Below are 14,302 nucleotides of genomic sequence, written 5' to 3'. Positions count from 1 at the left end.
GGCGTGAATGTAAATTTTGGCTAAACGGACGAAAATAAGTGGTCGGATGAGTAGTAAAATTACAAACAAAGCGATATTATTTTAGCCAGGTCACAGATTTTGAATTTTCCGGATGACGTTTCCGGCCAACTATAGGGGAGAAAAATATGGATCTTTATAAAGAGTTTCCGGCTCATATCGTGTTCATGCGCCGCGCTTTCGCCGTAGTGGCTGGCGTGCTGGCTCTGCCGGTGATGCTGTTCTGGAAAGATCGTGCACGTTTTTATAGCTATCTGCACCGCGTCTGGGCGAAAACCAGCGAGAAGCCGGTGTGGATGGATCAGGCCGAGAAAGCGACCTGCGATTTTTACTGATACTAAGACGACACCCAGAAAAAAACGCCGGGGGAGCGATAGCCCCTCGTCAGGGTTTACAGGCACATAATAGTCGTCTTTCTTGCCGGGTGACGCTGCGCTTACCCGGCCTACACAGGGCAAAGAGATCAATGCATTGCATGTTTCATTGTAGGCCCTTGCAAGCGTAGCGCCGCCGGGCGAAATGCACAGCATGCACCTTGTCATCAGTCCGTAAGGCCGCCTTGGGCGGCCTTTTTTATTTCATCCCGTCTACACTTCATGGCAAAGTAGTTCAATGCATGCTTTTTCCTTTTACGGCATGCCCTTACGGACATAATGGATATTTGCCTGGAGTTTTATGCCCACCCATCTGGTTTGGTTTCGCGCGGACCTGCGCGTACATGACAACTTCGCACTCGCGGCAGCCTGCCGTTCCGATGACGCCAGCGTGCTGGCGCTGTTTATCGCTACGCCTGAACAGTGGCAGCAGCATGATATGGCCCCGCGGCAGGCGGCTTACCTCAAATCGCATCTGAACGATCTGCAACACTCACTGGCTGAAAAAGGTATCCCGCTGATCTACAAAGAGGTCAGTGACTTTGCCGCGCAGCTTAAGATGTTGCGGGAGGTATGTCAGCAGAACGGCGTCACGCATCTTTTTTATAACTACCAGTACGAGCTGAACGAACGGCTGCGGGATCGCCAACTGGAGAACATTCTGGGCGAGGTGGTTTGTGAAGGATTTGATGACAGCGTAATGCTGGCACCGGGCAGCGTCATGACCGGCGGCCATGAAATGTATAAAGTGTTCACGCCGTTTAAAAATGCTTTTGTTAAACGTCTGAAAGAGGCGCTGCCGGAGTGCGTACCCGCACCCGCAGCCAGAGGGGAAGCTATAACCACGCTGCCTGAATTAACGTTTAACTATCCCCAACAGACATTCGATGAGCTTCTGTTCCCCGCAAACGAGAAGGCAGCAATTGCGAAGCTGCGCCAGTTTTGCAAACAGGGCGCGGGAGAGTACGACGCGCGCAGGGATTTCCCGGCGATTGAAGGGACAAGCCGCTTATCGGCAAGCCTGGCGCTGGGCGTACTCTCTCCTCGCCAGTGTTTACATCGTCTTCTGGCCGAGCAGCCGCAGGCGATGGACGGTGGGGCGGGTTCGGTGTGGCTGAACGAACTCATCTGGCGTGAATTCTATCGCCATCTGATGACGTATCATCCCGATCTTTGTAAGCATCGTCCGTTCATCCCCTGGACCGACAACGTAAAATGGCAGCACGATGCGGCACGTTTACAGGCCTGGCAAAAAGGGGAAACGGGCTATCCGATTGTTGATGCCGCCATGCGCCAGCTGAATGAAACCGGGTGGATGCACAACCGCCTGCGAATGATTACCGCCAGCTTTCTGGTGAAGGATCTGCTTATCGACTGGCGTATCGGAGAGCGCTATTTTATCTCTCAGCTGATCGACGGCGATCTCGCTGCGAATAACGGCGGCTGGCAGTGGGCGGCCTCTACCGGCACCGATGCGGCTCCCTATTTCAGGATTTTTAATCCGACCACTCAGGGGCAAAAATTTGATGCCAACGGCGACTTTATCCGCCGCTGGTTGCCCGCGCTCAGGAACGTTCCTGCAAAAGCGATCCACGACCCGTGGGCATGGGCGGATAAACAGGGCGTAAAGCTCGATTATCCCCGCCCGATTGTTGACCATAAACAGGCGCGCACCGCCACGCTGGCGGCGTACGAAGCCGCCCGAAAAGTTTGAGAGCATAAAGATGAAAAACAGTGAACTGGAACGCCTGATTAACGAAAAACTCAATACCGCCTCCTTCAGCGACTACGGCCCAAATGGCCTGCAGGTAGAAGGGCGCGAAACGGTGCAGAAAATTATCACCGGCGTCACGGCAAGCCAGGCGCTGCTGGACGAGGCTGTCCGTCAGGAAGCCGATGCGGTGATTGTCCATCACGGCTACTTCTGGAAAAACGAATCACCGATTATTCGCGGCATGAAGCGCAACCGCCTGAAAACGTTGCTGGCAAATGACATCAACCTGTACGGTTACCACCTGCCGCTGGACGCACACCCGGAACTGGGCAACAACGTTCAGCTTGCGCAGCTGTTGGGGATAACCGTAATGGGCGAAATCGAGCCGCTGGTGCCGTGGGGCGAGCTGGCGATGCCGGTTCCCGGACTGGAGCTGGCCTCGTGGATTGAAGCGCGCCTGGGGCGTCGCCCGCTGTGGTGCGGCGATACGGGCGCGGACCAGGTAAAACGCGTTGCCTGGTGCACCGGGGGCGGGCAGGGCTTTATCGACAGCGCCGCGCGCTTCGGTGTTGATGCCTTTATCACCGGCGAGGTTTCCGAGCAGACCATTCACTCGGCGCGTGAACAGGGGCTGCATTTCTACGCGGCCGGTCATCATGCCACCGAGCGCGGCGGCATTCGGGCCCTCAGCGAGTGGCTGACGGAAAATACCGATCTGGATGTAACCTTTATTGATATCCCTAATCCGGCCTGATGAGAGGTGCCTGAGTGCAGCGAGCGCGTTGTTATCTTCTGGGAGAAACGGCAGTGGTTCTGGAGCTCGAGCCGCCGGTGACCCTTGCCACGCAAAAGCGTATCTGGCGGCTAACCCAGCGTCTGGTCGATCTGCCGGACGTGGTTGAAGCCATTCCGGGGATGAATAACATCACGGTGGTGCTGCGTAGTCCGCATACGCTGGCGCTGGATGCCATCGAGCGTTTACAGCGCTGGTGGGAAGAGAGCGAGGCGCTGGAGCCGGAATCGCGTGCCATTGAGATCCCGGTCGTTTATGGCGGTACGGGGGGACCGGATCTTGGTGTGGTCGCAGACCATTGCGGGCTCACCGAAAAGCAGGTGGTTGAACTGCACAGTTCGGTGGATTACGTCGTCTGGTTCCTGGGATTCCAGCCCGGATTCCCGTATCTGGGGGGATTATCTCCCCGGCTGCATACGCCGCGCCGCGCTGAACCGCGCCTGAGCGTACCGGCGGGGACGGTCGCGATTGGTGGCGAGCAGACCGGCGTCTATCCGCTGGCTTCGCCCGGTGGTTGGCAGCTTATTGGGCATACCTCCACCCCGTTATTTGACCCCGCGCTGGCGTCGCCAATACTCCTGCGCCCGGGCGACACCCTTCGCTTTATCCCGCAGAAGGAGGGGGTATGTTAACGCTTATTCGCGCCGGGCTTTACACCTCCGTACAGGATGCCGGGCGCTTTGGCATGCGCCAGTCCGGCGTGAGCTATTGTGGCGCGCTGGACCGTCCTGCGCTGGAAATCGCTAACGTGCTGGTGGGCAACCCCGGCAGCACGGCGGCGCTCGAAATTACGCTCGGCCAGTGTGTCATTGAGTTTGGTCAGGAGACCTGGTTCGCGCTCACCGGCGCCGGCTGTGATGCCACGCTGGACGGCAAAGCGGTGTGGACCGGCTGGCGTCTGCGGGCGAAAGCCGGGCAGCGTCTGACCTTAAAGCGTCCTCTGCACGGCGTGCGTAGCTATCTCGCGGTGGCTGGCGGCATTGATGTGCCTGAGGTGCTGGGCTCATCCAGTACCGATCAGAAAGCCGGGATAGGCGGTCACGAAGGACGTCTGTTGCGCGACGGCGATCGCCTGGCGATTAAGCCCTCTTCGCGTCACTTCTCGACGGCTCAGGGGGTGAAACAACTTCTCTGGGGAAACCAGATCCGCGCCTTACCGGGGCCGGAATATCATGAGTTCGACGAGGCCTCAAAAGAGTCTTTCTGGCGCGCGCCGTGGAAGCTTAGTCCGCAGAGTAACCGAATGGGCTATCGTCTGCAGGGGCAGCCGCTGATCCGGACCACCGACCGGGAACTGCTCTCCCACGGTTTGTTGCCCGGCGTGATTCAGGTTCCAGGTAACGGGCAACCGATCGTCTTAATGAACGACGCGCAGACGACGGGGGGCTATCCGCGAATTGCCTGCATTATTGAAGCCGATCGCTACCATCTGGCGCAAATTCCCCTCGGACAGCCGATTCACTTCGTGCAGTGTTCGCTGGAGGAAGCGCTAAAGGCGCGGCAGGATCAGCAGCGCTATCTCGAACAGCTGGCGTGGAGGCTAGATGGTAAAGATTGATTTGAATGCCGATCTGGGCGAGGGCGGCAGCGCCGACGCGGCGCTGATGACGCTGGTCTCCTCGGTCAATATCGCCTGCGGCTTCCACGCGGGCGATGCGCAAACCATGCTGGAGAGCGTGCGTCATGCTATCAAAAATGGCGTGGCGATTGGCGCTCATCCGAGCTTCCCTGACCGGGAAAACTTTGGCCGCACCGCGATGGATCTGCCGCCTGAGACGGTCTACGCGCAGGTGCTCTACCAGATTGGCGCGCTGGAGGCGATGGTTCGCGCCGGGAAGGGCGTACTGCGTCACGTGAAGCCGCACGGTATGCTCTATAACCAGGCGGCAAAAGACCCGGTACTGGCGGCGGCGATTGCCCGTGCGGTGCGGGACTGTAATCCGCAGCTGATTCTGGTCGGCCTGGCGGGCAGTGAGCTTATTCGTGCCGGAGAACGGCTGGGGCTGACCACGCGGCAGGAGGTGTTTGCCGATCGGGGATACATGCCGGACGGCAGTCTGGTTCCGCGCACGCAAGCCGGTGCGCTGATTACCGATGAAGCGAAAGCGCTGGCGCAGACGCTGGAGATGGTGCGCTACGGGCGAGTGACCGCCGTGGATGGCACAACGGCGCACGTTCAGGCTGATACGGTATGTTTACACGGCGATGGCGAGCATGCGCTCCAGTTCGCGCGCCGCCTGCGGGCCGCGTTCGCTGAAGAGGGCATTCTTGTCAGCGCAGATTAATCATAAAAGGACAGAAAAATGCCAGAAGGCCCGGAGATCCGCCGCGCGGCGGATAGCCTCGAGGCGGCGATAAAGGGCAAACCGCTGACGGAGGTCTGGTTTGCTTTTCCTCAACTGAAACCGTTTGAATCGCAGCTGGTGGGGCAGTCGGTAACGCATATTGAAACGCGCGGCAAAGCGTTGCTCACGCACTTTTCCCATAACCTGACGTTATATAGCCACAACCAGCTTTACGGCGTGTGGCGCGTGGTGGAGGCGGGTGAACAGCCGCAAACGACCCGCGTGCTGCGCGTCAGGCTGCAAACGGCGGATAAGGCGATCCTGCTCTATAGCGCTTCTGATATCGAAATGTTAACGCCTGAGCAGTTGCTCACGCACCCGTTCTTACAGCGGGTTGGGCCGGACGTGCTGGATATGCGCCTGACGGCGAGCGATGTGAAGGCCCGGCTGCTATCGCCCACATTCCGCAACCGGCAGTTTTCCGGCCTGTTCCTTGACCAGGCCTTTCTCGCCGGGCTTGGCAACTACCTGCGGGTGGAGATCCTCTGGGAAGTCGGGCTGGCACCGCAGCACAAAGCTTCTCAGCTGAGCGATGAACAGCTGGAGGTGCTGTCCCACGCGCTGCTGGACATCCCGCGGCTGTCGTACAACACGCGTGGCATCGTAGATGAAAACAAGCACCACGGGGCGCTGTTCCGGTTCAAGGTGTTTCATCGGGCGGGGAAGAAGTGCGAGCGGTGCGGCGGGATTATCGACAGGATTATGCTCTCTTCGAGACCCTTTTACTGGTGTCCACATTGTCAAAAATAAAAAAGCCGGGTGGCGGCTACGCCTTACCCGGCCTACGTTTCGCATTTGTAGGCCCGGTAAGCGTTAGCGCCACCGGGCTTAACTTTTAGCGCTTCAGGTCAGACTTAAAATCACGCTGCTCGTAGCCGGTATACAGCTGACGAGGACGGGCGATCTTCATGCCTTCGCTGTGCATTTCGTTCCAGTGCGCAATCCAGCCTACGGTACGCGCCATGGCGAAGATCACGGTGAACATGGAAGACGGAATGCCCATCGCTTTCAGAATAATGCCAGAGTAGAAATCGACGTTCGGGTAGAGTTTCTTCTCAATGAAGTACGGGTCGTTCAGCGCGATGTGTTCCAGCTCCATCGCCACTTCCAGCAGGTCATCTTTGGTACCCAGCTCTTTCAGCACTTCGTGGCAGGTTTCACGCATCACGGTGGCGCGCGGGTCATAGTTTTTGTAAACACGGTGACCGAAGCCCATCAGGCGGAAGGAGTCATTCTTGTCTTTCGCGCGACGCACAAACTCAGGAATGTGCTCAACGGTGCTGATCTCTTCCAGCATCTTCAGTGCCGCTTCGTTCGCGCCGCCGTGCGCCGGTCCCCACAGGGAGGCGATGCCCGCAGCGATACAGGCGAACGGGTTCGCGCCTGAAGAGCCTGCGGTACGAACGGTTGAGGTCGAGGCGTTCTGTTCGTGGTCAGCATGCAGGATGAGAATACGGTCCATCGCGCGTTCCAGAACCGGGTTCACTTCGTACTCTTCGCACGGCGTGGAGAACATCATGCGCAGGAAGTTGCCCGCGTAGGAGAGGTCGTTACGCGGATACACAAACGGCTGGCCGATGGAGTATTTGTAACACATCGCCGCCATGGTCGGCATTTTGGACAGCAGACGGTAAGCGGCGATTTCACGGTGACGCGGGTTATTCACGTCAAGGGAGTCGTGGTAGAACGCGGCCAGCGCACCGGTAATCCCGCACATCACCGCCATTGGGTGAGAGTCACGACGGAACGCATGGAACAGACGGGTAATCTGCTCATGGATCATGGTGTGACGGGTCACGGTGGTTTTAAATTCATCGAACTGTGCCTGCGTCGGTTTTTCGCCGTTCAGCAGGATGTAGCACACTTCCAGATAGTTGGATTCGGTGGCTAACTGATCGATAGGGAAGCCGCGATGGAGCAGGATACCTTCGTCACCGTCGATAAAGGTGATTTTGGATTCGCAAGATGCGGTAGAGGTAAATCCAGGGTCAAAGGTGAATACCCCTTTGGAACCCAGCGTACGGATATCAATAACATCCTGACCGAGCGTGCCTTTTAGCACATCCAGTTCAATAGCAGTGTCACCATTTAGGGTGAGCGTTGCCTTTGTATCAGCCATTTACGGTCTCCTTAGCGCCTTATGCTTAAGACTGCGCTTTACCGGATTTGCTTTCAGCTGTTAATCACCGTTACCAGATTGTTATTTGGCTTACCGCTCAGCTCACGAGGACAAACCAGGGTACAGAGCTATGGCGCCTTGCAGGTAAACGAATGAAATATCAGTGAAACAACAGCAAATCAGCGTTTTTGCAGTCCGAATTATTCAAACCTGTATATCACTAATAACTGTCCTGATAACTTCGGTCAATACCATCACACTGTTACATAACTATTTGTCAGGTGAAAGAGAGACCTCATAACTTTTGCGCATTATATGCCTTTTCTGATGACGTTTGTAACAATATTGTTTAACATTTGTCAAATCAGATGATTAAAAATTAAAAAGATGTTGTTATCGTGACCCTGATCACTGTTCCAGAGAAAACCCGACAAACTGTATGTAGGTTAATTGTAATGATTTTGTGAACGGCCTATACTGCCGCCAGGTCTCCGGAACACCCTGCAATCCCGAGCCACCCAGCGTTGTAATGTGTCGTTTAAGCATCTGGAAGCACTGTTTTGCATGACGCGCAGTTATAGAAAAGGAACGCTGTCTGACCCGCATCGCAGTCCGGAGGAAGGAAACAATAAGAACAGCATGTGGGCGTTATTCATGATAAGAAATGTGAAAAAACAAAGACCTGTCAATCTGGATCTCAAAACGATCCGGTTCCCCGTAACAGCAATAGCGTCCATTCTGCACCGTGTTTCTGGTGTGATTACGTTTGTGGCGGTCGGTATTCTGCTGTGGTTACTGGGCACCAGCCTCTCTTCCCCTGAAGGATTCCTCCAGGCCTCTGCCATCATGAACACCTTCTTCGTGAAATTCATCATGTGGGGCATTCTGACCGCACTGGCGTACCACGTTGTGGTGGGTGTTCGCCATATGCTGATGGACTTTGGCTATCTGGAAGAGACCTTCGAAGCCGGGAAGCGCTCCGCTAACATTTCATTTGTGATTACAGTCGTGCTTTCACTTCTCGCAGGAGTTCTCGTATGGTAAGCAACGCCTCCGCATTAGGACGCAACGGCGTACATGACTTCATTCTGGTCCGTGCTACCGCCATCGTTCTCACCCTCTACATCATCTATATGATCGGTTTCTTCGCGACCAGCGGCACGCTGACGTGGGAAATCTGGAGTGGGTTCTTCGGATCCGCCTTCACCAAAGTGTTCACCCTGCTGGCCCTTTTCTCCATCCTTATTCATGCCTGGATTGGCATGTGGCAGGTGTTGACCGATTACGTTAAACCGCTGGCGATTCGCCTTCCACTGCAGTTGGCCATTGTGGTTGCACTGGTGGTTTACGTTATTTATGGATTCGTTGTGGTGTGGGGTGTGTAATGAAACTGCCAGTCAGAGAATTTGATGCTGTTGTGATTGGTGCCGGTGGCGCAGGTATGCGTGCCGCACTGCAAATTTCCCAGAGTGGCCAGAGCTGTGCGCTGCTCTCTAAAGTCTTCCCAACCCGTTCCCATACTGTGTCTGCGCAGGGCGGTATTACCGTTGCGCTGGGTAACTCCCATGAAGATAACTGGGAATGGCACATGTATGACACGGTAAAAGGTTCCGATTACATTGGCGACCAGGATGCCATCGAATATATGTGTAAAACTGGCCCGGAAGCGATTCTGGAGCTGGACCACATGGGTCTGCCGTTCTCCCGTCTGGAAAATGGCACCATCTATCAGCGTCCGTTTGGCGGCCAGTCGAAAAACTTCGGCGGCGAGCAGGCGGCACGCACCGCGGCGGCGGCTGACCGTACCGGTCACGCGCTGCTGCACACCCTGTATCAGCAGAACCTGAAAAACCACACCACCATCTTCTCCGAATGGTATGCGCTGGATCTGGTGAAAAACGCCGATGGCGCCATCGTTGGTTGTACCGCGCTGTGCATCGAAACCGGTGAAGTGGTCTACTTCAAAGCCCGTGCAACCGTGCTGGCGACCGGCGGTGCAGGCCGTATTTACCAGTCCACTACCAACGCCCACATCAACACCGGTGACGGTGTCGGTATGGCTATCCGCGCGGGCGTGCCGGTGCAGGATATGGAGATGTGGCAGTTCCACCCAACCGGTATCGCCGGTGCAGGCGTGCTGGTAACAGAAGGCTGCCGTGGTGAAGGTGGCTACCTGCTGAATAAACACGGCGAGCGCTTCATGGAGCGTTATGCCCCGAATGCGAAAGACCTGGCGGGTCGTGACGTGGTGGCGCGTTCCATCATGATCGAAATTCGTGAAGGCCGCGGCTGTGACGGCCCTTGGGGTCCACACGCCAAGCTGAAGCTCGACCACCTGGGTAAAGAAGTGCTGGAGTCCCGTCTGCCGGGCATCCTGGAACTGTCCCGCACCTTCGCGCACGTCGATCCGGTGAAAGAGCCGATTCCGGTTATCCCAACCTGCCACTACATGATGGGCGGTATTCCGACCAAAGTGACCGGTCAGGCGCTGACCGTGAACGAGCAGGGCGAAGACGTGGTCATTCCTGGCCTGTTCGCGGTGGGCGAAATTGCCTGCGTATCCGTACACGGCGCAAACCGTCTGGGCGGCAACTCGCTGCTGGATCTGGTGGTGTTTGGTCGCGCAGTGGGTCTGCATCTGCAGGAATCCATTGCCGAGCAGGGCGCGCTGCGTGATGCGACCGACGACGAAATTGATGCCTCTCTTGAGCGCCTCAACCGCTGGAACGGCAACCGTAACGGCGAAGATCCGGTGGAAATCCGTAAAGCGCTGCAGGAATGCATGCAGCACAACTTCTCGGTATTCCGCGAAGGCGACGCGATGGCCAAAGGTCTTGAGCAGCTGAAAGCGATCCGCGAGCGTCTGAAAAATGCCCGTCTGGACGACACCTCCAGCGAGTTCAACACCCAGCGCGTTGAGTGCCTGGAGCTGGATAACCTGATGGAAACCGCGTTCGCGACCGCGATGTCGGCAAACTTCCGTACCGAAAGCCGTGGCGCGCATAGCCGCTTCGACTTCCCGGAGCGTGATGACGAAAACTGGCTGTGCCATTCCCTGTATCTGCCAGAGTCGGAAACCATGACGCGTCGTAGCGTCAACATGGAACCGAAACTGCGTCCGGCGTTCCCGCCGAAGATTCGTACTTACTAATGCGGAGACAGGATAATGAAACTCGAATTCTCAGTTTATCGTTATAACCCGGATGTAGACGACGCTCCGCGCATGCAGGATTACACGCTTGAAGCGGAAGAAGGTCGCGACATGATGCTGCTGGATGCCTTAATCCAGCTGAAAGAAAAAGATCCAACCCTGTCGTTCCGCCGCTCCTGCCGTGAAGGGGTGTGTGGCTCTGACGGTGTGAACATGAACGGCAAAAATGGCCTGGCCTGCATCACGCCAATTTCAGCGTTGCAGCGTCCTGGTCAGAAAATTGTTATCCGTCCTCTGCCAGGCCTGCCGGTCGTGCGTGATTTGGTGGTAGACATGGGGCAATTCTATGCACAATATGAGAAGATTAAGCCTTACTTATTGAATAATGGGCAAAATCCACCGGCTCGTGAGCACTTACAGTCTCCTGAGCAGCGTGAAAAACTCGATGGTCTGTACGAGTGTATTCTCTGCGCATGCTGTTCTACGTCCTGCCCGTCGTTCTGGTGGAACCCGGACAAGTTTATCGGCCCGGCCGGTCTGCTGGCTGCCTATCGCTTCCTGATCGATAGCCGCGACACCGAAACCGACAGCCGTCTGGAAGGACTGAGTGACGCTTTCAGCGTATTCCGCTGCCATAGCATCATGAACTGCGTCAGTGTGTGTCCGAAGGGGCTGAACCCGACGCGCGCCATCGGCCATATTAAGTCGATGCTGCTGCAGCGCAGTGCGTAAGTAACTTTGCCGGATGGCGCTGCGCTTATCCGGCCTACGAAACTGTAGGCCCGGTAAGCGTAGCGCCACCGGGCAAAATGCAGAAACCTTTAAAAACTGCCCTGTACTACCCTGAAGTCCAGACAGTTTCTAAAGGTTCCTTCGCGGGCCAAATGAAAAGAGCTCGCAGGTGAACCCCGGCACGTACACGTGGTGTGCGTGGTAGTTTCTACGGCGAAAGTAAGCATAAAAATGCTTAAGGGATCACGATGCAGAACGGCGCAATGAAAGCCTGGCTGGACTCTTCTTACCTCTCTGGTGCCAACCAGAGCTGGATAGAACAGCTCTATGAAGACTTCTTAACCGATCCTGACTCAGTGGACGCAAACTGGCGTTCCATGTTCCAGCAGTTGCCTGGTACAGGGGTCAAACCGGATCAATTCCATTCCAAAACACGTGATTATTTCCGTCGTCTGGCGAAGGATGCCTCACGTTACTCTTCTGCGATTTCCGACCCTGACACCAATGCGAAGCAGGTTAAAGTCCTGCAGCTTATCAACGCTTATCGCTTCCGTGGTCACCAGCATGCGAATCTCGATCCGCTGGGACTGTGGAAACAAGACCGTGTGGCCGATCTCGATCCGGCGTATCACGATCTGACCGAGGCCGATTTCCAGGAAAGCTTTAACGTAGGTTCCTTTGCCATCGGCAAAGACACGATGAAGCTGGGCGATCTGATTGACGCGCTCAAGCAAACCTACTGCGGCTCCATCGGCGCGGAATACATGCACATTACCTCTACCGAAGAGAAGCGCTGGATCCAGCAGCGCATCGAATCCGTAGCGGGCCACGCGACCTTCTCGGCTGATGAGAAAAAACGCTTCCTCAGCGAACTGACTGCAGCAGAAGGCCTTGAGCGCTATCTGGGCGCGAAGTTCCCGGGCGCAAAACGCTTCTCGCTGGAAGGCGGTGACGCCCTGGTGCCGATGCTGAAAGAGCTGATTCGTCACGCAGGCAAGAGCGGCACCCGTGAAGTGGTGCTGGGCATGGCACACCGTGGTCGTCTGAACGTACTGGTCAACGTGCTGGGTAAAAAACCGCAGGACCTGTTCGACGAATTCGCGGGCAAACATAAAGAACATCTCGGTACCGGTGACGTGAAGTACCACATGGGCTTCTCGTCAGATATCGAAACCGAAGGCGGTCTGGTTCACCTGGCGCTGGCGTTTAACCCGTCGCACCTCGAGATCGTCAGCCCGGTGGTTATCGGTTCCGTGCGCGCGCGTCTGGATCGTCTGGACGAGCCGAGCAGCAACAAAGTTCTGCCAATCACCATCCACGGTGATGCGGCGGTGACAGGGCAGGGCGTGGTGCAGGAAACCCTGAACATGTCCAAAGCGCGTGGTTATGAAGTGGGCGGTACCGTTCGCATCGTGATCAACAACCAGGTGGGCTTCACCACCTCTAACCCGCTTGACGCACGTTCTACCCCGTACTGCACCGACATCGGTAAGATGGTTCAGGCGCCGATCTTCCACGTTAACGCGGATGACCCGGAAGCCGTGGCTTTCGTGACCCGCCTGGCGCTGGACTTCCGTAATACCTTCAAACGTGATGTGTTCATTGACCTCTTCTGCTACCGCCGTCACGGCCACAACGAAGCGGATGAGCCAAGTGCAACCCAGCCGCTGATGTACCAGAAAATCAAAAAACACCCGACGCCGCGCAAAATCTATGCTGACAAGCTGGAAAGCGACAAAGTGGCGACGCTGGAAGATGCGACCGAAATGGTCAACCTCTACCGCGACGCGCTGGACGCGGGTGAATGCGTAGTGAAAGAGCTGCGCCCGATGAACATGCACTCCTTTACCTGGTCGCCGTACCTCAATCACGAGTGGGATGAGAGCTACCCGAACAAGGTGGAGATGAAGCGCCTGCAGGAGCTGGCTAAACGCATCAGCACCGTGCCGGACGCTATCGAGATGCAGTCTCGCGTGGCGAAAATTTATGCTGACCGTCAGGCCATGGCGGCAGGCGAGAAGCTGTTCGACTGGGGCGGCGCGGAAACGCTGGCTTACGCGACGCTGGTTGACGAAGGCATTCCTGTTCGTCTGTCCGGTGAAGATGCGGGCCGTGGCACCTTCTTCCACCGTCACGCGGTGGTTCACAACCAGTCTAACGGTTCAACCTACACCCCGCTGCAGCACGTGCACAACGGTCAGGGCCAGTTCAAGGTCTGGGACTCCGTGCTGTCTGAAGAAGCGGTACTGGCTTTCGAATACGGTTACGCCACGGCAGAACCGCGCACCCTGACCATCTGGGAAGCGCAGTTCGGCGACTTCGCCAACGGTGCGCAGGTGGTGATCGACCAGTTCATCTCCTCCGGCGAACAGAAATGGGGCCGTATGTGTGGCCTGGTGATGCTGCTGCCGCACGGCTATGAAGGCCAGGGGCCGGAGCACTCCTCCGCGCGTCTGGAACGTTATCTGCAGCTCTGCGCCGAGCAGAACATGCAGGTTTGCGTGCCGTCGACCCCGGCGCAGGTTTACCACATGCTGCGTCGTCAGGCGCTGCGCGGTATGCGTCGTCCGCTGGTGGTCATGTCGCCGAAATCCCTGCTGCGTCACCCGCTGGCGGTGTCCAGCCTGGAAGAGCTGGCCAACGGTACCTTCCTGCCGGCCATCGGTGAAATTGACGAGCTGGATCCACAGGCCGTGAAGCGTGTGGTGATGTGTTCTGGTAAGGTTTATTACGACCTGCTGGAACAGCGCCGTAAGAACGATCAGAAAGATGTCGCCATCGTGCGTATCGAACAGCTTTATCCGTTCCCGCACCAGGCGGTGCAGGAAGCGCTGAAACCGTACGCTCACGTTCATGATTTTGTCTGGTGCCAGGAAGAGCCGCTCAACCAGGGCGCATGGTACTGCAGCCAGCATCATTTCCGTGAAGTGATTCCATTTGGGTCAGCCCTGCGCTATGCAGGTCGCCCGGCCTCCGCCTCTCCGGCGGTAGGGTATATGTCCGTTCACCAGAAGCAGCAACAAGATCTGGTCAATGACGCGCTGAACGTCGATTAA

The 14,302-nt window shown here is 56.6% G+C and carries 13 protein-coding genes; 12 read left to right on the top strand and 1 reads right to left on the bottom strand.

Going from position 1 to position 14,302, the window contains the following annotated elements:
- Positions 1 to 146 precede the first annotated feature (146 nt).
- From ACHH0Z_RS05240 to nei, 7 genes are all read left to right on the top strand, one after another.
- Positions 147 to 353 (top strand): YbfA family protein, encoded by a 207-nt coding sequence (locus tag ACHH0Z_RS05240; RefSeq protein ID WP_008501079.1) that lies wholly within the window; start codon positions 147 to 149, stop codon positions 351 to 353.
- Between the two features lie 340 nt (positions 354 to 693).
- Entirely contained in the window at positions 694 to 2,106 is a 1,413-nt protein-coding gene (gene phrB / locus ACHH0Z_RS05235; protein WP_045407782.1) for a deoxyribodipyrimidine photo-lyase, read from the top strand.
- A 10-nt stretch (positions 2,107 to 2,116) separates the two neighbouring features.
- Positions 2,117 to 2,860, top strand: coding sequence for a type 2 GTP cyclohydrolase I (locus ACHH0Z_RS05230; protein WP_045407780.1), 744 nt, complete (start codon positions 2,117 to 2,119; stop codon positions 2,858 to 2,860).
- Positions 2,861 to 2,874: 14 nt separating this feature from the next.
- Positions 2,875 to 3,531, top strand: a complete 657-nt coding sequence (pxpB, locus tag ACHH0Z_RS05225; protein ID WP_045407779.1) for a 5-oxoprolinase subunit PxpB — start codon at positions 2,875 to 2,877, stop codon at positions 3,529 to 3,531.
- Entirely contained in the window at positions 3,525 to 4,457 is a 933-nt protein-coding gene (gene pxpC / locus ACHH0Z_RS05220; RefSeq protein ID WP_021241019.1) for a 5-oxoprolinase subunit PxpC, read from the top strand. The genes pxpB and pxpC overlap by 7 nt, the downstream gene beginning before the upstream one ends.
- The gene (gene pxpA, locus ACHH0Z_RS05215) at positions 4,444 to 5,184 is read left to right on the top strand and encodes a 5-oxoprolinase subunit PxpA (RefSeq protein ID WP_023293012.1); all 741 of its coding nucleotides are present in this window, start codon (positions 4,444 to 4,446) and stop codon (positions 5,182 to 5,184) included. Before pxpC ends, pxpA begins: the two co-directional genes overlap by 14 nt.
- An 18-nt stretch (positions 5,185 to 5,202) precedes the next feature.
- On the top strand, positions 5,203 to 5,994 hold the full coding sequence (gene nei, locus ACHH0Z_RS05210; protein ID WP_045371902.1) for an endonuclease VIII: 792 nt from the start codon (positions 5,203 to 5,205) through the stop codon (positions 5,992 to 5,994).
- An 85-nt stretch (positions 5,995 to 6,079) separates the two neighbouring features.
- On the opposite strand, the gene ACHH0Z_RS05205 is transcribed toward nei, so the two are convergent.
- On the bottom strand, positions 6,080 to 7,363 hold the full coding sequence (locus ACHH0Z_RS05205) for a citrate synthase (protein WP_008501086.1): 1,284 nt from the start codon (positions 7,361 to 7,363) through the stop codon (positions 6,080 to 6,082).
- Between the two features lie 639 nt (positions 7,364 to 8,002).
- Between ACHH0Z_RS05205 and sdhC the strand changes: the two genes are divergently transcribed.
- The 5 genes from sdhC (at position 8,003) to sucA (ending at position 14,302) form a co-directional block, all read left to right on the top strand.
- Complete coding sequence (gene sdhC / locus ACHH0Z_RS05200; protein ID WP_045408083.1) at positions 8,003 to 8,407, top strand: succinate dehydrogenase cytochrome b556 subunit; 405 nt, start codon at positions 8,003 to 8,005, stop codon at positions 8,405 to 8,407.
- Complete coding sequence (sdhD, locus tag ACHH0Z_RS05195) at positions 8,401 to 8,748, top strand: succinate dehydrogenase membrane anchor subunit (RefSeq protein WP_008501088.1); 348 nt, start codon at positions 8,401 to 8,403, stop codon at positions 8,746 to 8,748. The genes sdhC and sdhD overlap by 7 nt, the downstream gene beginning before the upstream one ends.
- Positions 8,748 to 10,514, top strand: coding sequence for a succinate dehydrogenase flavoprotein subunit (gene sdhA, locus ACHH0Z_RS05190; RefSeq protein ID WP_008501089.1), 1,767 nt, complete (start codon positions 8,748 to 8,750; stop codon positions 10,512 to 10,514). The genes sdhD and sdhA overlap by 1 nt, the downstream gene beginning before the upstream one ends.
- Before the next feature lie 15 nt (positions 10,515 to 10,529).
- A complete protein-coding gene (sdhB, locus tag ACHH0Z_RS05185; protein WP_008501090.1) occupies positions 10,530 to 11,246 on the top strand; it encodes a succinate dehydrogenase iron-sulfur subunit SdhB in 717 nt (238 codons plus the stop codon).
- Positions 11,247 to 11,494: 248 nt separating this feature from the next.
- Positions 11,495 to 14,302 carry a 2-oxoglutarate dehydrogenase E1 component gene (gene sucA, locus ACHH0Z_RS05180; protein ID WP_008501092.1) on the top strand — a complete coding sequence of 936 codons (2,808 nt, stop codon included), beginning with the start codon at positions 11,495 to 11,497 and terminating at the stop codon, positions 14,300 to 14,302.

This window comes from Enterobacter cloacae complex sp. 2024EL-00227, from assembly GCF_043945315.1.
Classification (GTDB): Bacteria; Pseudomonadota; Gammaproteobacteria; order Enterobacterales; family Enterobacteriaceae; genus Enterobacter; species Enterobacter roggenkampii.
This window is presented reverse-complemented; position numbering and strand designations above follow the sequence as displayed.